Raw genomic sequence first — 21,473 nt, forward strand, 5'->3', positions numbered from 1 at the left:
GGAATAACAATGGGTAGCTTAATTTTACGTTTATTTAGTGGTTTTCTTGGGTTTGCTTTTAAAGGTATTGTTGCAAAATTTTTTGTTTTTTTCTCACTTTTCTTTATTACAACGGAATTTATTCCCGTGGTGATTGAGTTATTTTTGCCAAAAGAGATACCAAATTTAAATGCGTTATTTAGTGGTTTACCTGATTCTATTTGGTATTTTCTATCAATATTGCAAATTCCAACAGGAATAACATTGGTTATTTCTGCTATGTTGGCGCGTTTTATTATTCGCCGTTTACCGATTATTGGCTAGGGGGCATTATGGCTATTTCGGCTTATGTGGGTTTACTCGGTCACGGAAAATCTTATGAAGTGGTGAAATCGGTCATCATTCCTGCCATTGCTTCGGGCCGTCGGGTTGTTTCAAATATTTACGGATTAAACAAACAATTAATAGAAGAATATTGTTTATCAAAAGATAAAAAATTATCGCCTGATAACTTAGGTGAATTGGTTGTTGTCGATAATGATTTATGCTTAGGTGTGGATTTTTACCCTTACAAGAACGCAATAGATAATAATATGGAAACCTTTTGTAAAGCAGGAGATTTAATCATTATTGATGAAGCGTGGCGATTTTTTCCAAAGAAAGAAAAAATCAATGATAACCACTTTTCATTTTTATCAGAACACCGACATTTTACGGATAGTAACGGCATTTCTTGTGATTTTGTCATATTGAATCAGGATTTAACCAATTTACAAAGAGAGCTTGTGGAGCGAATTGAAACGACATTCAAAATGACAAAATTGGTTGCCGCAGGGTTAAAAAGTCGTTATCGGGTTGATGTGTTTTCGGGTAATAAATGTTGGAAAACCGCAAAGACGGCAAGTTATCAAGAAAAGTATGATAAGGCTATTTTTCCGCTTTATAAAAGCTATGAAACCGATAATGGATGGGAATTAGTCACAGATAAACGGCAAAACGCGCTGAATAAATCCAGTATTAAATATTTTGCCGTGTTTGCCGTATTGATTGTCGGGTTTTCGTTATATAAGCTCATTAGCTTTTTTACGCCACCTGAACAGGATACGCCAAAAGTTGAACAGACATTAAGCGAAAATAAGGAAATTGAAGCGATTCCATTAAATAATCAGCCACAACTTCAAGTAACTTTACCGTTATCAACGCAATGGCGCATAACAGGGGAGTTACAAAAATCAGGAAAAGCCTTTGTGATTTTGGCTGATAACCAAGGTAATTTACGGTTAGAACCACGTTCTAACTTTAATTTTACGGGGCGAATGTTGGAAGGCATTATTGATAATCAACGGGTTAATTATTATTCTGGAGTAAAACAATGAAATTACAACGTAACATTTTATGTTTTTTTCCTGTTTTTTGTTTGGTGTGGCGCAGGCAAAAAATGTTGATTTTAAGCTTGAAGCCGTACCGTTACCGAAAGCGGTAGGAATGATCTATGATGAAGTTTTAGAAAAGCCTTATATGCTTGATCCAAAATTAGCAGCAGATACACGGTTAATCAGCTTTCATACCAAGGAAGACCAAGATTTTAATCAGTTTATTACACGCTATTTTGAAAATATGAATATCAAAACCTATGAGAAAAATGGCGTAGTTTACCTTGCGCATATTGAGCCAAAACCGCCAAAAATTATCAAACACAGTTTTGTTTATAATCCTGTTCATCGTGATACAGAATATCTTGCGCAGTTTTTACAAGGAGAGGGGCAAGTCTCGGCAAGTGGTGATAAGCTCGTTTATTATGGAACAGCGGAAGATATTGCAAGAATTAAATCAGTTTTAAAATCGGTTGATACGCCAAGCCGTGAAGTCGTTGTAACGGGTTATGTTTTTGAAGTGCAGGACATTGCCAAAGAAGGAAGCGGAATTAATTTATTGGCAAAATTGCTATCGGGAAAACTGGGTATCAACATTGGTTACAAACAAAACTATGAAAATTTTATTACGGTTAATGCAGGGAATTTGGATGCAATGATTGAGTTATTTCGCACTGATGAACGCTTTCAAGTCGTTAGTAGCCCAACGTTGCGTGTAAAATCAGGTTCAAAGGGGAATTTTTCAGTAGGTTCTGATGTGCCTGTTTTATCAAATGTTACCTATCAGGACGGCAGACCTATTCAATCGATTGAATATCGTTCTTCTGGTGTGATCTTTGATATACAACCAACGATTAAAAGTAATGCGATAGACTTAAAAATCAATCAACAACTTTCTAATTTTGTGAAGACGGATACGGGCGTAAATCAATCGCCAACACTGATTAAACGCGATATTGTTACTGATGTTACGCTTAAAAGTGGTGATATTGTGGTTTTAGGCGGACTGGCTGAAAACAAATTAACGGAGGGTGAAACAGGTTTTTCATTCTTGCCGAAAGGCTTCTTGACGGGAAAATCTAAATCAAACACTAAGACAGACATTGTAATTTTATTGCAAGTTAAAATGATTTAATTGAATTTCATAAAGTAAAAGCCACAAAGGGTAAAGGAGTTATACTCCTGCGCTTTGTGGCTTTTACTTTATTATGTTTTACTTGAAGAACTAGCTAGACAAGAGTCATTATATTTCTTCAAAAATAGGTATTAACTGCTCCCATTCATCAATAACAGGCAATTTTGAAAGCTTAGTTTTCTGAATCCTATCAGATAAAGATAATCTACTATATGAAGTATTTGCGGAACATTGCTTTAATTGAGAAGAGTTTAGTTGGCAATCTGTTTTTTTAAGTATTTCAGTGGTTATAGCAGCATTCATTGTTATAGCACCGTTAGGGTGGGGGTGTTGGGGGGAAATGCTGTGCATTTTCCCCTGACGGTAGGCGCAGCGGCTGCAGCGCCGGTATCAGCGATATTGATTTGAAAAAATGAACATCTTGCGCGTGCTATTCTTCAAAAAATCACCACATTAAATTCGCCCCTGTAAATAACAAAGCGATAGTTAACTACTTACAGGACTTAATGCGAAACGCTCGAATACATATTTTATTTAGGCATTTTTCTATAGAACATCACTTTTTTTCTTGCATCAGGGCTTCTGACATAAATAAGCAAAATGTACATAGATAAAATAAACAGAATAAATGCAAGAATGCCAAAAAGGCTAAAGCCTGCAGATCCACTTAGATTTTGTATAGACGTAAAAATATGTTCACCCAAGAAACGTAAGGTGAAATAAGCACCTATAACGCTGATAATTAATGAGATGATGAAATAAGGCATTAAACTTTCACCATACTTAACGGTAGCTTGGCAACCTCTGCAAACCTTAATACCTCTTTCTGACTCTGTAAAACAGAATGGGCATAATAATTTCATTTTTATTATCAGTCATGCTGACTCCTTTCTATCTAACTAAGTTGGAATTATATATAAATGTAGGTTTTTCTATCAAGTTACAAGCTCAGCCTTGAACATAGATAATCTTTACATTTCATTGACATTTTAACCTAACCATTCAATAAAACGATAAAATAGCACGTTACAACGTGTTATCCAGCCTTATTTTGTCTTGTTTTGCTAGTACCTGTGACTTGTGCATAACTATGTGATTTATTTAGCCCGTAGTTTTCGCTAACCCGATAACTAATTTCGCATAATGTATATTATGTTAAATCACCTGAGTGTAAAAGTAACTTTTGTGAGGCGATCAAAAAGGGATACTCTGCTTCTTCTCCATTAAAAATGTTAAAGCAATAATATTTAATTCTGGATTTGGATTGCGCTAGGTGAAATCTGAATAAATTGATAGAAGATTTGCTAGTAGATTTAATATCTTTAGTTTTAATTGTGACATTGTAATTATTTTATGTAACAAGATTACTCAAATGAGAATAATTGTTTTTAATTTTTCTTTTTAAAATTAATTGGTTATATGAGTTTTATTTTAATAAAAAACTTGCAATTCTCATTTGTGAGCTTAAAATGAGAATTGCAAGTCAAGTTTTATTGCACTTTATCAATCAAATGAAAAGGAATTAGTTATGCTTAATCAAATCATCACAAACAAGCTGAATGACCAAATAAATTTAGAGTTCTACTCTTCTAATGTATATTTACAAATGAGTGCATGGTGCTCAATTCATGGCTATGAAGGTGCAGCAGCATTTTTACTTCGCCATGCAGATGAAGAATTAGAACATATGCAAAAATTGTTCAATTATGTAAGTGAAACTAGCGGTATGCCGCTTCTAGGAAAAATCGATGCACCTAAACACGATTATTCTTCATTAAGAGAAGTATTTGAAACAACTTTAGAACATGAAAAATTAGTAACGTCCAAAATCAATGAATTAGTTGAAGTTACTTTTGAAAATAAAGACTACTCTACTTTTAACTTCTTACAATGGTACGTAGCAGAACAGCACGAAGAAGAAAAATTATTTAGTGGAATTATTGACAGATTTAACCTTGTTGGCGAAGACGGTAAAGCATTGTTCTTTATTGATCGTGAGTTAGCAACTTTATAATAGATAGGAGAAATAAAATGTTATCAGCAAATGTAGTAAAATTATTAAACAACCAAATGAATTTGGAATTTTATTCTTCTAATTTATATCTACAAATGAGTGCTTGGTGCGAGCAAAAAGGTTTTGAAGGTGCTGCAAAATTTTTATCAGCTCATGCTGCTGAAGAAATGCAACACATGCGTAAATTATTCACTTATTTAAATGAGACAGGATCAGTTGCTCTAATTTCTGCAATTGAAGCTCCATCACACGAATATAAATCATTAAAAGAAGTGATTGAAATTACTTATGAACATGAGAAATTGATTACTAGTAAAATCAATGAATTAGTAGGTAAAACTTTTGAAGAAAAAGACTACTCTGCATTTAATTTCCTACAATGGTATGTAGCAGAACAGCATGAAGAAGAAAAATTATTCAGTGGTATCTTGGATAAATTGAATCTTCTTGGCGAAGATAGTAAAGGTTTATTCTTAGTTGATAAAGATTTAGGTAATCTTGCTACTGAAGCTTAGTCTAAGAGACACTACTCCACTTCACTCACAAAATCCACCTGTTTAGGGTCCGCAAGGGAAATAAAATAAGCTGGAAAAAGTGATTTATCAGCGGGCATTTCGAAAATATCTTTGAAACAGGTTGTTTGCACTGTAGAATCGGCAAGCAACACGATACCCGATTTTCCCACCAAAGTGGGATTCACTTTCACTTTTGCCCAAGAAAGCGTTGAATCAGGTTTTAACGTCACTTTCTGCACCCATTGTTTTTTCCCTTGTTGAGCGGTAGCGGCGGTTTGTAATGCTGCTACAGCCTCTTGTAATTGCGCAATGTCTTTGCCGACTTGATAGACAAAACCTTGGTCTTGTTGGTTAATTTCTAATTTTTCCATGTTTGTAGTCCTCTTTAGCTTGGTGGTAATTGTTAAAAGTGCTTTATCAAACAGAGCAAGGCTTGCCAGCTTTACACAAGGCTTAACCTTGATTTGCACGGTTTGTTTGGGTTTTACTTGGATAGTTTGCATCATACTCTCCGTGTAATATCGTGTTGTAACAATACTTCTCCCCCGCACCACGTTTTGATCTTTCCGTCAGGCGTGGTTTGCTGAAGGTCAAATCGCGCCTCTTTCCACGTTGCATTTTCCGTTTGTTCATGGGCGATGATAAGGCTGCCTTCATTCCCGTTGATAATAATGCCTTGGTTGTCGGTTGATAAATGAATCCTATCACCCCCCTTACCTAAAGGCGCAATGTCGCAATTAAAATGGCAGCCTGTAAAATCCAAAGGATCTCCATTTTCTTCAGTAAAAACTAAGATTTCCACTTCGTCATCGCCACGAATCCACTCAAAAACAACCTCATCCATTCTTATCCTCCTTAAATCGTTCTTCATTTCCAGGAATTATTTCCAAGTCGATTATTTTCATTTTCCCCTCCAATAAAAAACCGCCCGTAGGCGGTATCTCTAATAATTAGATGATTAGATAACAATCTGTCCTTGCTCTTTTAAGTAAGCATAGATGCGATCTAAATCGATTTGCTCCGTTGTTTTGCCAATGTCATCTTGAGTTAATGGCTTACCAAAAATGCTTTTTGCTGCGGCTGGATAAATCCATTTATATTCAGAAATGATTGGGGTGAAGTCTGTCACTGCTCCATCATTGTCTGTACCAGTGCCAAGTACATATTTGGCATTAATTGAGCCGTCCTCTTGTCTAGAGTATGCGGCAATTACTGAATACATTGGATTTAAGATTTTGTTAAATGTCGTCATGGTTTTGTCCTTTGTTAGATAAAAGAAAACCCAGTCTATTGACTGGGTTGTGATTGGTTAAAATTAAGTTAGATATTAGATAGGTTTACTACGATCATGCTTGGGTATCTATCATCGCTTGGCTTAGTTGGAGTTGATGGAGTGAAGTATTCACCATCAATCTCGCTCTCGGTCGTACATAAGTAGCTAATTGTGCGGTTATTCCCAACCTTTAAGCATTGATGTAGCATTTGATAAATTCCGAAAGAGCCACTCGAAATAGTATAGCTTGGCTGGGCTAATATACCCACTCTATGGTTATAATTCTTTATAACTTGGGGGGTGCTCCCAAGTCTTACTGCATCTTGAATTAGTAGCGGTTTTTCTGACGAATTAAAAACAACTCGCCCAAGCTTGTCAAAGATCTCAATGCCATATTTATCATTTGATTTATGAGCTAGCATGAATCGATGTACGATCAGGGTGGCTTTTGCGTTTTTATTTTCAGGACAAAAACTGAAACCAACATGTCTCAGATCATCATGGTAGTATATAAAAATAGAGTTATATCTATTTAAGTTCATCGGATCGTTATGACTTAGGTCTGACACAACAAAAACATCTGTTGGCTCGCAGTCCAATAAAGCCTCTGTTAGTTCGCCGTTCTTGAATTCTTGTGTTAGCTTATGAGTTGATTTATAGACATAGGAACGATATGTCGAATCAATTTTTAAATCTGGTGAATTAATACCGAACTCAGGCATTTTAATATACTCCTATAATTAATTTATATTGATGTGGATTCTTCAAATTCCGAAATTGTGGATAACAAGTTATTTTTTTATCCTCAACTTTTAAAATAACCTCGCTTGGGAAAGTTGGCGCTCCATTCATTGGCAGAATCCACGCCACTAAGCGTTCTGATTCTTTTGTCGGATATGTAAAAGACACTTCTGACACACTGGTTACAATGCGCTCATCAACAAGACGTAGCCTTGATGTTGTTGAGTCAAAGATCAAATTTCCGTTAGCGTCAAACGTTTGCATTCCGTTAGATGACATACTTACTCCTTTTCCGCGCTGCTTCTTCTTTAGATATAAAAAAAGTAGCCCAACAAGAGCTACCATGACTGGCACAATAAAATTAATCATGTAATTTCCCTATTTTCACTCTAACTCTTCCGCTCTCATCATAAACAACGATCTGATTATTATTCATAATAAGCCCTACATTGCCTTGATTAGCCCTCATCTCGACTTACCCTTGGTTGCTCACCTTGAACCGATTGTTAATATTAATCGATCCGCCTAAATGTTTCCATCATCCAAGCATACCTCCATAACGCATATTCTCTTGTAGCATCTTGCCTGATTCTTGCTGTGCAATTTTTCGCACTAATTCCACGGTGATTTCAAGCTGTCCATTTTTTGATTGTTGGCTTACAGTTGCATCCATCGGTTCACCGTTATTAATCACCTTAACCGCTATATTCCCTGATGATTTAGGTTGATAAGCCATAGTTGGCAATCTTGGTACACCGACTCCACCACCATTAGCAAAACCACGACGAACAGAACCGTAATTAAGATGATCTAAAAAGCCACGACCCAAACGAGCAGTGGCTTCTTTTGTTATGACGTATTCGCCCTTATGTACAATACCAGCAGGCGTGTATTTCCCCCCTATACCAGTAAATCCCCCTTCATCAAATCCAACAAGTCCACCAGTATATTTTAATTCAGGGACTAAACCGCCTCCAGAGAACCCCATAAATTTGCCAAAAGATGTTCCTCCAAATGCTGCCTTGAGTGATGCAAAAATAATCATTTTTGTCGTCATTTGAACAATATCTTTGATGATTGATTTTGCCAGGGAATTAAAGTCAGTTTTACCCGTCATGATAAAGTCAGTTAAAGCATCAGACATACCATTAAATGCGTTCACGGTAATGTTGCTTATGTTTCCTGCAACATCAGAAACCTGATCTTCAATTGTTTTCATTCCTTGCTGGAAACCAAGAATTGCACTACCACGAGATTCTTCCGTTTGTTGCTGTATAATCCCACGACGCTCTTTAAGTTTGGCAATTTCTTCATCTAGTTTGGCTATATTCTTCTGCGACATCCCGTTTTTTAACCTTGCCGCTTCTAAATCAAGCTGGTGATTGTACTGCATTAACTCTTATTCTTGTCGAGTTTTCCCAAGTAGAGTTAATTCAAACTCCATTGCTCGTAATTTTTCAGAATTATCAAAAGTAAATTGATTAATAGAGACTTCTTGCTGTGCAGCATCAATCTGGGCCGCCATATCCTTGAGTTTTGCTAATCCATCAGCACCAAAATGTGCATATTTTTTAGCGTTGGCAGCGATATCTTGTGTAAGTTTGTTTACCTCTTGATATTGGCTTGTTTGACCGAATAATGCTATATCTTGCGCATTTTCCCGCAGTTCAGACAGGCGTTTTTCCATTTCGCTAACTTGATCTGTGTATTGTTTTACATAGTCAGTTTTAGATCCTTTTGAATGACGCCCATTGTCCTTTAGACTTGTCTCTATTTTATTTATTTGGTTTTCTTTGGTGAAATCTTGTTCTAGTTGAGCTTTACCATCTAAAATCTTTTTCAAAGTCTCAACAGATAAACCAACAGCTTTATCTGCCGCATTAGCTGCGGTAATGGTGCCTGTTGCAATGCCAATCAATACTTCATTATATTCAGCACCCTCTTTCCCAAGCAATTCATAGAGACCTGCTAAAACATATGCAGATTTTGCTTGCCCTTGTTGTTTTAACTTCGCGACTTCTAGTTTTTGAGCAAGCGTTGTTGATTTGCCATTTAATTTATCAATTGCATCTTTTAAATCTAAAGTTTTATCTGTGGCATTTTTTGCACCGTTTGCTGCTCCAGAGAAACTTTTTGGTAAATTTGCAATAATATTATTCGCAGTTACTGCATCAACACCAAGTAATTTGAATTTTTGCCGAACATCATCAAGACTTTTACCTGAACGCAGCATATTTTCAGCTAGAGGTGCGAGCATTTTTACAAGAGCTTTTTCTGCTAAACCTGCATTTTCTTCGATAGACTTGATTTCGTTTTGTAGATGCTCCAACTCTTTATTACTAATACCATTATCAACTTGAAAACCATCAAAATTAGCACTAACGTTTTTTGTAGCGATAGTGGCTTTAACTTTTTCGATTTCCTTGTAATATTTCTTAATATTTTCGAGTTGATCTTCCACTTTTAAGGATAATGCAGCTTCGCTTAACTCATTATAACTTTCTGCTAATCCTTGGTTTGCAGTTGTAGTATCAAGTGCCCACTGTCTTGCTTGCGCCGCCTGTGAACTGAAGAAAATTAATGATGTAGCAGCTATCCCAATTACACCAGCAGGCCCACCGAGTAAAGCCATTACACTTTGCAAACCTTTTGCCGCCATTGCAGCAATATTAGTTGCCGTGGCAAGATTACGTTTTGCAGTAGCTTCAGCTTGTGCAAGAGCAATAATTTGAGCTGATTGCACTTTCATTCTTTCACGCAATGCAAATCGTGTTTGTTCTGATTGCGCAAGCTGGAATTGTGCGTTTAAGCTTGCCATTTCAACCTGAGCCGCTGTACGCATTGCAGTAGCTTTTGTTGCTATGGCTTTTGCCTCAGCAATATGCGCTAGAGCATTTTTTGCACTAGCATAACCCGTTTTTAATAGTTCCAAGCCGTATTTACTAAGATGACCGATAGCAAGTGCAGCGGTCAGCGATCCAAGCCCAATAATTAATTCTTGGAGATGATCGCTAACAAAATCGACTCCAGTAGCTAGTTTTTGTGTAACACCTAACGCACTATTTGCTTCACCTGAAAACTTAGTTATCGATGTCTCTAAATTTGTAAAAGACATTGAAAGCGTTTTAACGCGTTTATTAAAGTCATTATCAACCGTATCTCGTGCTTTTACTAAAGCCTGGATAACGGCGTGAATATCTAATTGCCCTGCCTTAGCTAAGTTTTTCAGCTCACCAGTTGTTACGCCAAGCCCTTTAGCTATCGCATTGGCAAGTCCTGGAGTTTGCTCAATCACAGAATTAAGCTCATCACCGCGTAATTCCGCACTTCCTAATGCTTGCCCAAATTGCATTAATACTGCTTCGGCTGCGCCTGCACTAGCGCCTGAGATTGCAACAGATTTTGCAACAGTCTCAGTTAATTCGGAGACTTGCAATTGAGATAAATTCAATCTATCTGCATTTTGTGCAAAGCGTTGATAAATTTGTGCAGTAGCGCCAACAGCTTGATTGGTTTTCAAAGAAATATCAAACACCGATTCTGTCGCAGCTACCATAGCTGTTTGGCTATTTGTTACTAAGCGAATACGGTTTTGTAACTCAGTATAACTATCCGCGTATTTCATCACATCAGAAATACCAGATGATAAATAGGAACCGCCCGAACTTACAATGCCAGCCCAAAAAGTACGGCTTGTCGTTTTATTAATTGTATTTGCCACTTTCTCTATGTTATTCAAATATTGAGTTGTACGCTCTGAGAATTGTTTTGCTTTGGCCTGAGCTTTTGTAAAATTCAATTCAAATTGTTTTGCAAACTTTTGCGTTTGATAGGATGATTTATCAAGCGCCTGATTAAACTGAATTGAGTCTAAACTCAAAAGAATATTTAACGAACCTAAACTTGACATATTCACCTCATAAAAAAAGCCCGCCAGAGGCGAGCTTTTAGAAACTTATAATTTAATTAATAATAACATATTTCACACGATTCTTATCTTGTTCAGCTATCCTTAGTTTATTAATACGGTTATTTTCTTTAATAATAGCTACAACAAGACAAGTTGCGAAAATAGCAACATATACACCCAAAAAAGCGAGAATATAAATAAAATCAACAGCAAATAAAAGGAATAATGTTCCTAATGCAATAAGCAGTATAAAAAAGCATTTTGCTGTAAATTGAATGAAATCACACAATATGTTTACCGCCTTCTATAAGTTGAAAGTAACTGTTTTTCCTGTGGGTAATTCAACCGATAAATTTAACACACCACCCATTGCTTCAATGTAACGTTTAACTGATGATAATTTAATGTCATTGCCACGTTTTTCAAGGGCAACAACTGACGGCTGAGAAATACTTAATGCTTCTGCCATTTGCTTTTGTGAAAGCTCTAATTCTTCACGAATACGGTAAAGTTGTAATTCCATTCGCATATCGTTTGCCATAGCTTTCACTTTCGCTTGTTTTTCAGCTGGAAGATTATTCATCAGATCTTTAAATTTTACGCTCATTCTCTTGCTCCTTAGTTAATTCAGAAAGGTAATCATCATAGGTTTGTTCCGCTAGGGCAATCATCTCTTTGTAAAAGAGTTTTTCTTTCTTGCCTTTTTTATCTCCGCCACATAAAACAATCGCTTGTCTGACAGGGTCAAAAATATAAAATAAACGGAATACCGATAATTTAGACTGTACTCACAATTCTTTTAAATTGGTATATTTAGAGCTTTGCAGCGTATCCGCATAAGGTCTGCTTAATTGTGGACCTTCTGTTGATAATAATTCCAACGCCGCATAGATTTTTAATACATCATCTTCTGCCAGCGTTTTTAACCAGTTCAAAAGTGGGTCTTGTAAAATTACTTCCCATTCTTGTTTCATACAGCTATTACCTTTCTTATTATTTATATAGATTTTAATCTATATAAAATACAGGAGCAATAGATAATTTAACGATTTGCTAAATAATCAGCCACTCCGTCATCATCTTCATCATCTATTTTTTCTTGGTAAAACGGCATAAAATCAGATAATTCTGGAGCCTTAGATTTAGGGTCTCGATTTATCATAGCAAGCAAATGTGAAACTTGTGCAGTACGATAATCCTCTCGCCATAATCCAAAAGGCTGTTCCTGATAAAACATTTCGTATTCTTGGAGATGATGCTCTGGCATTTGCTCAATTTCTTCAAGTGTTTTGCCGAGCGAAAGAGAAAGGTTTAGTTGGAACTTTCGTCGGCTGGTAAGTTTTTTGGCTCAAGCTCCGCAATGGCTTGGCTTAATTGTTCAAATACCGCCTTATCAAGTGCCGAAAGTGCGGCTAAATCATCAGGATTTTTAGCATCAAATAAATTATTGCCTTGTTCATCACAAAGTCGAGTAGCTAATGTTCGAGTTAATCGATTAGGATCGTAGATTTTTGATAGTTGCTCAGTGAGAGTTATTTCATCGTTGAACGCTAATGTAATGCCCTGCTCTTCAGCGATGCGAATTAACTCTTGTTGCTGTCCATAAAGGGCTTGATTCATTTCACCAACAGTAAACTCACGGATATAATAATTCTCGCAGTTTATTTTAATTTGGGTTATTTTAGGCTTATTTGCTAGGAGTTTTTCGCGTAAATTCATTATTTTTTATCCTTATTTAATTAAACAATTGAATGAGCTCAATAATTGCTCTTAATAAATCAGCAGATACCCAAAAGAATATAGGTATGGAGAAAGCAAGAGCGATTTGCCAAATTGAATATTTCATAAGCAATTCCTTGATTATCTTTAAAAGAACTTTTAAAATACTTGCATCCACAATGATTCCTTTTTCGTATTGATGGAATGAAAAACCCCGAAAGTTCGCTGCTTTCGGGGTTTTGGTTTTTATAAAGTGCGGTCAAAATTCACCGCACTTTGCGGCTATGTTGGTAAGTGATAATCGCGTTTTGCTTTTTTAATCGTTACACCAGATTCAAATTTACCTTTTACTTCACCACTGAAATTTGGTGAGGTTTGGATAAATCCTGTACCGTAAAGAGATCCTTGACCATTTTTCAATATCATCATCCAAGGGAAGGTTTCTTTAGCATAAAACTTCTTACGCAAGTCAGCTTGCATTGCGGTACCTGGCGCATAGAAGAATGTTAATTTAATTGAGCCATACTCAATCTCACCTGCTTCTGTTTCAGTACCTTCAGAGCACATTGTTGTAATATCCTCCTCTCCCAGAGTGTCTCCATCACCCTCAATCTGTTTAATAGCGCAGAAATTAGATGACCATTTGACGACCGCCACTTTTGCTGATGAAAAATCCGTTGGTGCATCTTGACCGCTCCAATCGACCTCATCGGCGAGAGTGATTTTGTCTGTTGCAATAGATTTAACAGGATAGAAACCATCTAATGCACCGAGACCAGTAATCTTTACAAAGTCACCAGTTTTTGCACCATGTCCGGTTGCAGTAATTGTTGCATTCGGTTTTATGGTTGCAGCGGTAACTGCTTTGCCCTCATTTAAGCCCACGCCCAAATAAAATTTAGTGCCTTGAAAAGGTGTTGTTTGTGTAGGCATATCTAGTCCTCATACTTAATTTGATATTTAAGGTTAGAAACGAACCAAGTGCGATTCGTCACATCTTGCTCGTATTCGTAGCTAATAAGAGTCATTTCAGAAATATTTTCCGATAATTCATCATTAGATATAGCGACGCTTAATCGCTCTTTGATTTTGTCTGCAATATCATCTAATGCGTCGTCGCCTAAAGCAGTTTTCAGATAAATCGCGATATTTAAGGCTGCGGTATATTCGTGATGACAGAGATCTACCTCTTCGCACGAAATCTCATCAAGAAAAACTGCAATAGCTGTTTTTTCTTGGTCAATATCAATAAATAAAGGGCGCCCAGAATAGATATTCTCAACACCCTTTATACTGCTTTTGAGCATATCCGACACTTGATGTCGAATCTTCTTATGAATTAGCATTTAATCCTCTATTTTTAAAAATGTCACTCAACTCTCTTGTCAGTTCAACTTTGATCTGACTTGAATAATCTTTTAACTCATTATGGAAAGCCGTTGTTAATGGTCTAGATAACGGAATCTTAACAACATCAATTGAATACCGCTCTTTACCTTGTCGCTGCATAACGTGTTTACGACCATTTGCTAGAGTTTGAATAAAACCGCGTTGTATTTGATATTTGCCTATTCTAATTTGCCCTTTACTCGCTCGCATGGTTCGTCTAGGGTTTTCCAATAATCGAATTAACGGTAAATTTCTTCTATCAACTCGTATTTTTGCGACTGGTCGATTCGCTGTTGCTTTTTGGGATAATCGAGCTCGCTTGCGGATTAATTTAGCTGGCACATGAATCTCTTTGGAGACATTTTTTGTTCCATTTTTGATTGCACTTCTTGCTACCTTATTAATCGCTTTTGCTGCCGCTTTAGGCGCGACTTGATTAGCCAGTTTTTGGATATTAGCTTGTAATGCAGCCATCCCTTCAATTTTCACCGCCATATTTACTCCAATTGCAGTACGATCTTCTTATCTTCAAAGCTAAACCCTCGCACAACATATTCCTCTGTTGAAGAAATAATGATATCTCCAAGTTTTGGCTTATATCCTGATGCTTTAAAAAGAGTGAGAGTACGCGTCGTGCCATTAATTAAGTAATCATCGGTGTAATTGCCACTCATTAGTTTTGGGCTTTCATCAAGCACAGCTTTGTATTTTTTGCCGTTGATAACATAGACGGACATCATCACATCTGATATGACGTTGTCCGCCTGTGCGAGTGCCTCATCAAACGGACTAAGCGTTGATCTTGACATCTACAGTGCCCATCGATACGCCACTAGCATGCCAAGCAATACCTAAACGCTTGTTACTACCAGCGGTAATGGTTGCACCATCGGTTGCTGACCAGTAAACAATTGCACCTTGTTTAATGTCATCTTCCGCTTTTGCTTTCACCGTAAACACACCTGTAGTTAAACCAACGCCTGTTTCATTTTGTGCAACATCAGATACTGAGATTGCAGCAAGGTTTTCTAACATTACTACATCACCGCTTTTTACAGCAGCGGTAGCAGTAAAACGAACGGTGTTTCCGTCTTGCATATAGTTTTTAGCCATATTTATTGTCCTTTCTGAATTAATAAGAATTTGCCTAATGCATCCAAGAAATCTGGCGATAACCATAAAATCACACAAATAAAGGAGAGAACAAGCACTGCCCATATAAAATGCCGAGCCGTCTTTGATTTATCGATGATTTCTAACATTTTACAAACCCCATCAAGTAGTTTAAAATCAATCACGATTTATTCCTTCTTGTATAGGAAGTTGGAATGAAAGAAACCCCAGGTAATTCTCCGTTACTTGGGGTTTCGCTATTTTGGGTTACTTATTGGTAACTTTTACAATGCCTCGGTAATCAATCACGTTAACACCTGCATCAATGCGCACCTTGGTAGATACACCATCAACAGTGAAACCTTGTTGTTGCTCCATGTATGGCGTATCAATGCCATCAAGATAAGAAACTTCAATCGCCTCTTTGTTGATTAAGTACCAAGATTTTGGATCGGCAACTTGTAAACGTGCGGATTTAACTGTCGGCACAATATCGCGGATTGGATTGATAATGCCAGAATTGATATCTGCCCCCTCCACACTTGCTGAACCTAGAACTTGTTTAGCACGAGTATAAAGTGAGGTTGGTAACAACATAAAATCAGGCTCAATCGCTAATGGTTCACCACGAGTATTGACAAAGCCATTCATCATTTGAATTGCTTTATCAATATTGGCCACATCTAATGCGGCATTATCAAATGAGTTTTTGTGCGAGCCATCAAATAATTTTTTGCCATCTTGCGCAATCGCGTTACCAGTTAATAACGCAAACACTAATTTAGCGATGGTTGCACGTGCAGCTTGTCCCATTTTTTCAGGAATTTTTGTCAACAAGTGCATATCGTCATTGATGATTGCTTGACGAGTAATGCTAAATAATTGCCCATAAGTCGCTAATGCAACGCTAGCACCTTCATCGCCGATTGTGCCGTAGGTGTATTCCTCGCCCTCACCGACTTGTGGTAAGTAGCCAAAATCACCCAAGCCAACACGTTTAGCCGCTCGGAAGTCAGTTAATGTGCCACGAGAGGTAAACTGATCAAAGTTTTCCGCTGCGGTTTCCCAACCTTTAAGCAAGGATTTGTGCGCCACATCAATTAAGATTTGACCAAAGTCAGAGCTTGAGTGGGTAAATGCCAAACCAACCATGCTCATTGCATTTTGACCCGATACACTAATGCCGCGATCAACCAATGATGCACGAGCAAGCTCACGCAAGGTCATTGCGTTGTAGGCATTGTCTTTGGCATTTACTTTATCTTTGTCGATACCCGCACGAGCTAACAAAGATTGTTTCACACTATCGCCAACGATGTTGCCGTTATCGGCATAAGGCGTTACTGCCGCACTTGGGGTTGTACCCGCACCAAGTTTTGCTAATAATTTGTCTTTGGCTTGCTCTGGAGTAATTGATAAATCACCCAAACACTCCACCAACAAATCACTGTGAGCTGAGCCAAACGGCGCAAATACGGCTTTAATGTCGGCGTTACGTTTATTTAATTCCGCCTGCACTTGTGCTGTGTTATCTACTTGTGCAACTGGATTTACAGATGCGTTTGTTTCAGTTTTGATTGATGTTGTTTCTGATGCAGTAATCACGCCTGCATTTCCTTGTGGATTCATCAACATATCTTTGATCGCTTTTGGCATGTTGTTATAGTCTCCTAAACGTTTGGATTGAAGTTGTGCCATTGCCTTAACGGGCTCGGCGAGTTTGTCGGCAAAACCGTGCTCAACACATTCTTTGCCATTAAGCCACGTTTCCGCAGCTAACATTTCTGCTAATTCCTCAGCAGATTTGCCCGTTTTTGCTGCATAAGCAGGGATAAGCGTATCTTCTACTTTATCCAGCAAATCGGCATATTTGCGCATATCATCTGCATCGCCACCTTGTACTCCCCACGGTTTATGGATCATCATCATTGCGTTCTCTGGCATAATGATTTCAGTTCCAGCCATAGCTATAACTGACGCCATAGATGCAGCAAGACCGTCAATGGTGACGGTCTTGTTGGAAGGGTGATTTTTCAGCAAGTTGTAGATAGCAATGCCATCAAACACATCTCCGCCTGGCGAATGTATATGCAGATTTATTTGTTTTAGATTATTGCCTAAGGCTTTAAAGTCCTTAGCAAATTGTTGTGCCGAAATCCCCCACCCGCCAATTTCATCGTAAATTGAAATTTCAGCAGTGTCGTTGGCTTTGATTGAGTACCAAGACTGGTTATTCGTCTTTGTCACGTTCGCTGCCATCGCCATTGGCGACAGAATCATCTTTTGTTTTTTCATTTGTCGTACCTGTGTTAGTTAAATCCGTGTCAAACTTGAGACCCAATTCTCGGTTTTCGTCCACCTCAACTTTACGGCGACGTTTAACTTCTGCTGGATTGCTACCGCTTGCTCGTACAGCTTGGCTTTCCGTTGCCAACCCACCTTTAATGCGCTCTTTCCACGCTTGCGCCTCTTTGGTTGGATCAATCCACGGCATCACTGGGCCACTATAAACTGCGTTATAAAGTGACGCTGGATCAATATCGACTGGCACCTCAATTTCACCGCTGACAATCGCCATTTTTAGCCATTCGCGGTAGATTGGGCGGGAGATATGTGCAACAAAGGTATCTTGTAAAACGGAGTAACCCTCAAAGCTCTCCACCAACTCTTGGCGCTGGCTTGAGTAAGTGCCGTTATAATCTCGCGCAATACTTGAGTAACTTGAGCGAGTCCCCGCTGCTGTTGCTCTTAATTGCCCATTCCTAAAGGTTTCTAGGTTCACATTTGGTCGATTAGAATTGATCAACCCAATATCTTCGCCAGGCTTTAAATCATCAATGATTGCACCTGGAGCAATTTCAAAGTCGCGCTCAGGGCTATCCGTGCTGTACTCATCATTGTCACCGTAAAGCAAGGAATCTCCTTTTTTGATGTACATCGTAAAGGCTGCAGCAATTCGCGCGGCTACTCGTTCGCTTTCCTCATAATCTTTGAGGTCGGCAAGGCGGACAATTACACCATGTAACATCGATACGCCACGCAATTGGTGCAAGCGCTTTTTAAACGCAAGGTGCAACATATTTCCTGCCGGCACTGATTTAACTCGCCCGTAAGTTCGGTTGTTTTCCTGCGGGTTGTCCATGTAAACGCGGTAAGACACAGGACGGCGCCAAGCATTAATCTCTATCCCTTGGATTACATTTGCCGTATCAAGGGTATTCATCGGCACAAAATCAGGCTCTAATGCCTCAAGGCTAAATGCGATTTTGGTGCTGTGATTGAGACCTGCTACACTGCCTCGCACAAGTTGGATAAACACTTCCCCATCACGGAGCCACGTGCGTAACAACATCCGCTCAAGTTCGGGGCGAGTAAATTGTCCTGTCACTTCAGGACGGATAGACCATTCCGCCCATTTTTTGCGGACTTGCTCCGCCAGCGCCTCATCAACATCACCACTTAAATTTAGCGGCTGTGGTTCAATATGGATTCCTCTAGAGCCAATCACACGCTCTTCCATCTTGTCCAAAATGCCGATCACAATATCGTGATTTTGGTCTAACGCTCGAGCTTGTTCTCGCAAACTGATCGCACTTTGTTTGGTCGATACATTCGCGCCTTGGCTTTCGCGTTTTGCCTTATGTGTACGGCTTGGCATTGCTGCCTCGTATGCATTCATCACATATCGGCTTTTTGCTCGCTGTGCGCCCCATTTAGGCGAGATTGCGGCAATTGTTTTATCTAATATTCCCATCGTTTAAAATCTCGCATATTTGATTCTGTGGCGTTTAACTCGCTGTCTTGTTTCCGCTAATAACTCATTAAGCATTTGTTGATAGCGGTCACGTTGTTTTGTCCATTCAGACACTTGGTAAGATACCGATCGCCCATTAAAGCTCACTTGGCTTTGGGCATTTTCGATCTTTTCATCAAGAGCTCGGATTTTTTCTTCGAGTTCGTCTCTTTCGTAGATAGCCATTTTTGCCCCAATAACAATCCGCACGTAAAACGTGCGGTTTTTAGGCTCCCCTATAAGGACCTATACTTCACAAGCCCCTCAAGGGGCTTGTGAGAACTGACAACCGCGTCTAATTATTTCCTTGATTACCCCTTAAAGGGGTCAACATGTTCTTTCGTTGATAAATTATCTTGAACCATATCTTCTTTTTCTTGGTTTCTTATATAATCCTCTACCACTTTTGTATTTAACCCTACTGTGCTTACAAAAAATCCTTTCGCCCAGAAATGCCTATTTCCATATCTATATTTTAAGTTCGCGTGTCTTTCAAAAATCATCAGCGCTGACTTCCCCTTCAGATAGCCCATAAAACCTGATACTGATATTTTAGCTGGGATTTTTAAGAGCATATGGATATGGTCTGGCATTGCATGCGCTTCTATTATCTCCACATTTTTATAGTCACATAACTGCCTCAATATTTGACCTATATCTGCTCTTAACTTTCCATAAATTGCTTTTCTTCTATACTTCGGGATAAATACAATGTGATACTTACAGTTCCATTTTGTGTGTGATAGACTTGAATCGTCACTGGTTTTACTTACCATGATAATCCTCCTATATGTTGAATTTTGGTTGTCAGCTTTGTTCATTATATAGCGAGGATTTTTTCTGTTCATCGCTTAAGCTATTTGGCTCCATACGCATAGCGTATGGTTTTTATAGCCAGACTTTTGGTCTGGCTATAATAAAAAAACCCCGATGGAGAACCATCAGGGGTTTAAAAATCAATTCTTCGTTTGTAACGTGCAAAAATAGCACTATAACTTATATGATATGCTTTTAGTCTAGGCTGTCAAGCGTTTTACGCAATAAATTTTAAATATCTTAAATTCATTGCTTATTTATCCATTTTGTTGCTAGCCATTCAAATTCACAAAATAGTTTATCATTATCACCACTTACTCTTCTAAGCTCCATAATATATGGCTTTAATGTATTCCAGTCTTTAATTACACTACTCTCGCTCATTCTTTTAGACAGCTTCATCAAAAAGATCTTCTTTGATTCCAACACAAATAAATTCTATTGAATTAAACACATCTAGCACAATGAAATTATGCCTTCTTTCTTCATCTGTAGATTTTGCTTTTTTATCTAATTTACACGCCAGAGCTGTAAAATTCATTCCACTATCTCTCATTCTCATATAGGCTTTTCGACGCTTACGATAATACTCGTTTGTATTATTACTAATAAGTAGATCAATGGTTGATTTTTATTTATGTTGTTTTCGCAATTCTTTTAATTGAGAATATGCAAAAAAAGGCTAGGTAACCTGTAAACAAACAAGTCCCTAGCCCAGCAACTGTATTAAAATCAATTAGACTTCCCAGCCTTCGTTTAAAACTAAATATTTCATTGTTACCTCCTACTGTTTAGACTAAAAAAACTACTAAAGTTTAGTAGTTAAATCTATAAATTTAGTTAAAGAACAATGATTACTGTCACTAATCACGCTTTGTAAATACAGGGTGTATTACAAATTTACACCCCACTCTATGCAATATAATTTTTGCAAAACATTTAAAATTAAACAACCCAAATACGTTCACTCCCACTACTCACAATCATTAGCATTAAAGATGTTTTTACAGTTTTTATCCGGTTGAAATATTCCGCTTTTGAAATCCGTAGATAAGTCAATATTTCTTGTTTTTCCCAACGCTTAATGTAGGTCAAAACAAACACATCATAAAGCTCAGGGGTTAACTTACGTATAATACCAAGATAACCATCAATTCTTAAACCAAGGTCATCAGAGATAGGATTAATACGATATTTATGAGAGTAACGTGCATCGCATTTCATTTCTGCGAATCCAGCGGAAACACGTGAAAATTCTGTTTCATATCTTGGTGTTGCCCAATAACCGAATTCAACAACAATTACATCAATATCTAACATACTATTTCCTTAATCGATACTAAAACCTTTCCACCCTTGACTACACATTTGCGCACAATTCTCAAATTATCAATAACACTATCGTCCACCAACACGCCCGCTTTCACTAACGCATCTAATAATGATTTAAAAAGATTATCCAAATCACGCATTCTTCTATCTGGCATAAATGCTTCAAACACCACTGCTGCACGAATACCCGCTGGAAATCTTGTTGAGCGTCTTGTCATCCACGCTACCTGTGTTGCATAAGCGCGTCCTTTCGCGCTAATTAACGTTTTCCCATTTACTCTGCGCCAATAAGTATTAACCGAAGGTGGAAATGGTAATTCAAGTGTTATCGTTGTCATAGAAATCTCACTTTAAAAAAGACCGCACTTTTT

The 21,473-nt window shown here is 37.9% G+C and carries 29 protein-coding genes and 3 pseudogenes; 5 read left to right on the top strand and 27 right to left on the bottom strand.

Annotated features, from left to right (window positions below; all coding sequences use genetic code 11):
• Nucleotides 1-9 precede the first annotated feature (9 nt).
• The 3 genes from AC6H0A_RS02315 to AC6H0A_RS02325 are packed head-to-tail and all read left to right on the top strand — an operon-like array spanning nucleotide 10 to nucleotide 2,487.
• Nucleotides 10-303, top strand: coding sequence for a DUF2523 family protein (locus AC6H0A_RS02315; RefSeq protein WP_005639346.1), 294 nt, complete (start codon nucleotides 10-12; stop codon nucleotides 301-303).
• Nucleotides 304-311: 8 nt separating this feature from the next.
• Nucleotides 312-1,355: a zonular occludens toxin family protein gene (locus AC6H0A_RS02320; protein WP_497512357.1), complete on the top strand. Its 1,044-nt coding sequence runs from the start codon at nucleotides 312-314 to the stop codon at nucleotides 1,353-1,355.
• Between the two features lie 19 nt (nucleotides 1,356-1,374).
• Nucleotides 1,375-2,487: a type II secretion system protein GspD gene (locus AC6H0A_RS02325; RefSeq protein WP_497512359.1), complete on the top strand. Its 1,113-nt coding sequence runs from the start codon at nucleotides 1,375-1,377 to the stop codon at nucleotides 2,485-2,487.
• A gap of 108 nt (nucleotides 2,488-2,595) precedes the next feature.
• Here AC6H0A_RS02325 and AC6H0A_RS02330 read toward each other — a convergent pair whose 3' ends face one another.
• Nucleotides 2,596-2,790, bottom strand: a complete 195-nt coding sequence (locus AC6H0A_RS02330; protein WP_044231924.1) for a hypothetical protein — start codon at nucleotides 2,788-2,790, stop codon at nucleotides 2,596-2,598.
• A 227-nt stretch (nucleotides 2,791-3,017) separates the two neighbouring features.
• Nucleotides 3,018-3,350, bottom strand: coding sequence for a hypothetical protein (locus AC6H0A_RS02335; RefSeq protein WP_044231926.1), 333 nt, complete (start codon nucleotides 3,348-3,350; stop codon nucleotides 3,018-3,020).
• Nucleotides 3,351-4,015: 665 nt separating this feature from the next.
• On the opposite strand from AC6H0A_RS02335, the gene ftnA (AC6H0A_RS02340) reads away from it, so the two are divergent.
• Both ftnA (AC6H0A_RS02340) and ftnA (AC6H0A_RS02345) read left to right on the top strand, forming a co-directional pair.
• Nucleotides 4,016-4,501, top strand: a complete 486-nt coding sequence (gene ftnA / locus AC6H0A_RS02340; RefSeq protein WP_005634630.1) for a non-heme ferritin — start codon at nucleotides 4,016-4,018, stop codon at nucleotides 4,499-4,501.
• A 17-nt stretch (nucleotides 4,502-4,518) separates the two neighbouring features.
• Nucleotides 4,519-5,016, top strand: a complete 498-nt coding sequence (gene ftnA, locus AC6H0A_RS02345) for a non-heme ferritin (protein WP_005640337.1) — start codon at nucleotides 4,519-4,521, stop codon at nucleotides 5,014-5,016.
• An 11-nt stretch (nucleotides 5,017-5,027) separates the two neighbouring features.
• Here the strand turns inward: ftnA (AC6H0A_RS02345) and AC6H0A_RS02350 are convergent, their stop codons facing one another.
• The 25 genes and pseudogenes from AC6H0A_RS02350 to AC6H0A_RS02470 form a co-directional block, all read right to left on the bottom strand.
• The gene (locus tag AC6H0A_RS02350; RefSeq protein ID WP_497512361.1) at nucleotides 5,028-5,519 is read right to left on the bottom strand and encodes a hypothetical protein; all 492 of its coding nucleotides are present in this window, start codon (nucleotides 5,517-5,519) and stop codon (nucleotides 5,028-5,030) included.
• Nucleotides 5,519-5,860, bottom strand: coding sequence for a hypothetical protein (locus AC6H0A_RS02355; RefSeq protein WP_497512363.1), 342 nt, complete (start codon nucleotides 5,858-5,860; stop codon nucleotides 5,519-5,521). The genes AC6H0A_RS02350 and AC6H0A_RS02355 overlap by 1 nt, the downstream gene beginning before the upstream one ends.
• A 114-nt stretch (nucleotides 5,861-5,974) precedes the next feature.
• Nucleotides 5,975-6,268 carry a hypothetical protein gene (locus tag AC6H0A_RS02360; RefSeq protein WP_005640339.1) on the bottom strand — a complete coding sequence of 98 codons (294 nt, stop codon included), beginning with the start codon at nucleotides 6,266-6,268 and terminating at the stop codon, nucleotides 5,975-5,977.
• 68 nt (nucleotides 6,269-6,336) lie between these two features.
• Complete coding sequence (locus AC6H0A_RS02365) at nucleotides 6,337-7,011, bottom strand: hypothetical protein (RefSeq protein ID WP_044232283.1); 675 nt, start codon at nucleotides 7,009-7,011, stop codon at nucleotides 6,337-6,339.
• 1 nt (nucleotide 7,012) lies between these two features.
• Nucleotides 7,013-7,399 carry a hypothetical protein gene (locus tag AC6H0A_RS02370; RefSeq protein WP_044232937.1) on the bottom strand — a complete coding sequence of 129 codons (387 nt, stop codon included), beginning with the start codon at nucleotides 7,397-7,399 and terminating at the stop codon, nucleotides 7,013-7,015.
• Between the two features lie 169 nt (nucleotides 7,400-7,568).
• Nucleotides 7,569-10,940, bottom strand: a pseudogene (locus AC6H0A_RS02375) (tape measure protein).
• Between the two features lie 304 nt (nucleotides 10,941-11,244).
• Nucleotides 11,245-11,547 carry a helix-turn-helix domain-containing protein gene (locus tag AC6H0A_RS02380; protein ID WP_005640344.1) on the bottom strand — a complete coding sequence of 101 codons (303 nt, stop codon included), beginning with the start codon at nucleotides 11,545-11,547 and terminating at the stop codon, nucleotides 11,245-11,247.
• A pseudogene (locus tag AC6H0A_RS02385) lies at nucleotides 11,531-11,713 on the bottom strand (type II toxin-antitoxin system RelE/ParE family toxin); the annotation flags it as partial. The gene AC6H0A_RS02380 and the pseudogene AC6H0A_RS02385, both read right to left, overlap by 17 nt.
• A gap of 15 nt (nucleotides 11,714-11,728) precedes the next feature.
• Complete coding sequence (locus tag AC6H0A_RS02390; protein WP_367208822.1) at nucleotides 11,729-11,914, bottom strand: hypothetical protein; 186 nt, start codon at nucleotides 11,912-11,914, stop codon at nucleotides 11,729-11,731.
• A gap of 68 nt (nucleotides 11,915-11,982) precedes the next feature.
• Nucleotides 11,983-12,207, bottom strand: coding sequence for a phage tail assembly protein T (locus tag AC6H0A_RS02395; protein WP_005640345.1), 225 nt, complete (start codon nucleotides 12,205-12,207; stop codon nucleotides 11,983-11,985).
• Nucleotides 12,208-12,251: 44 nt separating this feature from the next.
• On the bottom strand, nucleotides 12,252-12,659 hold the full coding sequence (locus tag AC6H0A_RS02400; RefSeq protein WP_005640346.1) for a hypothetical protein: 408 nt from the start codon (nucleotides 12,657-12,659) through the stop codon (nucleotides 12,252-12,254).
• Nucleotides 12,660-12,675: 16 nt separating this feature from the next.
• Nucleotides 12,676-12,837: a hypothetical protein gene (locus tag AC6H0A_RS02405; protein ID WP_167351487.1), complete on the bottom strand. Its 162-nt coding sequence runs from the start codon at nucleotides 12,835-12,837 to the stop codon at nucleotides 12,676-12,678.
• 104 nt (nucleotides 12,838-12,941) lie between these two features.
• Complete coding sequence (locus AC6H0A_RS02410) at nucleotides 12,942-13,592, bottom strand: hypothetical protein (RefSeq protein ID WP_005640347.1); 651 nt, start codon at nucleotides 13,590-13,592, stop codon at nucleotides 12,942-12,944.
• 2 nt (nucleotides 13,593-13,594) lie between these two features.
• Complete coding sequence (gene gpU, locus AC6H0A_RS02415; RefSeq protein ID WP_005640348.1) at nucleotides 13,595-14,005, bottom strand: phage tail terminator protein; 411 nt, start codon at nucleotides 14,003-14,005, stop codon at nucleotides 13,595-13,597.
• Complete coding sequence (locus AC6H0A_RS02420) at nucleotides 13,992-14,543, bottom strand: phage tail protein (RefSeq protein WP_005640349.1); 552 nt, start codon at nucleotides 14,541-14,543, stop codon at nucleotides 13,992-13,994. The genes gpU and AC6H0A_RS02420 overlap by 14 nt, the downstream gene beginning before the upstream one ends.
• 2 nt (nucleotides 14,544-14,545) lie before the next feature.
• On the bottom strand, nucleotides 14,546-14,857 hold the full coding sequence (locus AC6H0A_RS02425; RefSeq protein WP_005640350.1) for a hypothetical protein: 312 nt from the start codon (nucleotides 14,855-14,857) through the stop codon (nucleotides 14,546-14,548).
• Entirely contained in the window at nucleotides 14,838-15,161 is a 324-nt protein-coding gene (locus AC6H0A_RS02430; RefSeq protein WP_044232288.1) for a DUF2190 family protein, read from the bottom strand. The genes AC6H0A_RS02425 and AC6H0A_RS02430 overlap by 20 nt, the downstream gene beginning before the upstream one ends.
• Before the next feature lie 2 nt (nucleotides 15,162-15,163).
• Nucleotides 15,164-15,346: a hypothetical protein gene (locus tag AC6H0A_RS02435; protein ID WP_005661726.1), complete on the bottom strand. Its 183-nt coding sequence runs from the start codon at nucleotides 15,344-15,346 to the stop codon at nucleotides 15,164-15,166.
• Between the two features lie 82 nt (nucleotides 15,347-15,428).
• On the bottom strand, nucleotides 15,429-17,456 hold the full coding sequence (locus AC6H0A_RS02440; RefSeq protein WP_005640351.1) for a ClpP-like prohead protease/major capsid protein fusion protein: 2,028 nt from the start codon (nucleotides 17,454-17,456) through the stop codon (nucleotides 15,429-15,431).
• Nucleotides 17,392-18,915, bottom strand: a complete 1,524-nt coding sequence (locus AC6H0A_RS02445) for a phage portal protein (protein ID WP_179231032.1) — start codon at nucleotides 18,913-18,915, stop codon at nucleotides 17,392-17,394. Before AC6H0A_RS02445 ends, AC6H0A_RS02440 begins: the two co-directional genes overlap by 65 nt.
• Before the next feature lie 3 nt (nucleotides 18,916-18,918).
• Nucleotides 18,919-19,140, bottom strand: a complete 222-nt coding sequence (locus AC6H0A_RS02450; RefSeq protein WP_044232291.1) for a hypothetical protein — start codon at nucleotides 19,138-19,140, stop codon at nucleotides 18,919-18,921.
• A 125-nt stretch (nucleotides 19,141-19,265) separates the two neighbouring features.
• Nucleotides 19,266-19,730: an IS200/IS605 family transposase gene (tnpA, locus tag AC6H0A_RS02455; RefSeq protein WP_005639541.1), complete on the bottom strand. Its 465-nt coding sequence runs from the start codon at nucleotides 19,728-19,730 to the stop codon at nucleotides 19,266-19,268.
• 286 nt (nucleotides 19,731-20,016) lie between these two features.
• A pseudogene (locus AC6H0A_RS02460) lies at nucleotides 20,017-20,392 on the bottom strand (DUF4760 domain-containing protein).
• Nucleotides 20,393-20,715: 323 nt separating this feature from the next.
• A complete protein-coding gene (locus AC6H0A_RS02465) occupies nucleotides 20,716-21,090 on the bottom strand; it encodes an antiterminator Q family protein (protein WP_005641690.1) in 375 nt (124 codons plus the stop codon).
• Nucleotides 21,084-21,440 (bottom strand): RusA family crossover junction endodeoxyribonuclease, encoded by a 357-nt coding sequence (locus AC6H0A_RS02470; protein WP_005641691.1) that lies wholly within the window; start codon nucleotides 21,438-21,440, stop codon nucleotides 21,084-21,086. The genes AC6H0A_RS02465 and AC6H0A_RS02470 overlap by 7 nt, the downstream gene beginning before the upstream one ends.
• Between the last annotated feature and the right edge of the window lie 33 nt (nucleotides 21,441-21,473).

This window comes from Haemophilus sp. THUN1692 (genome assembly GCF_059704395.1).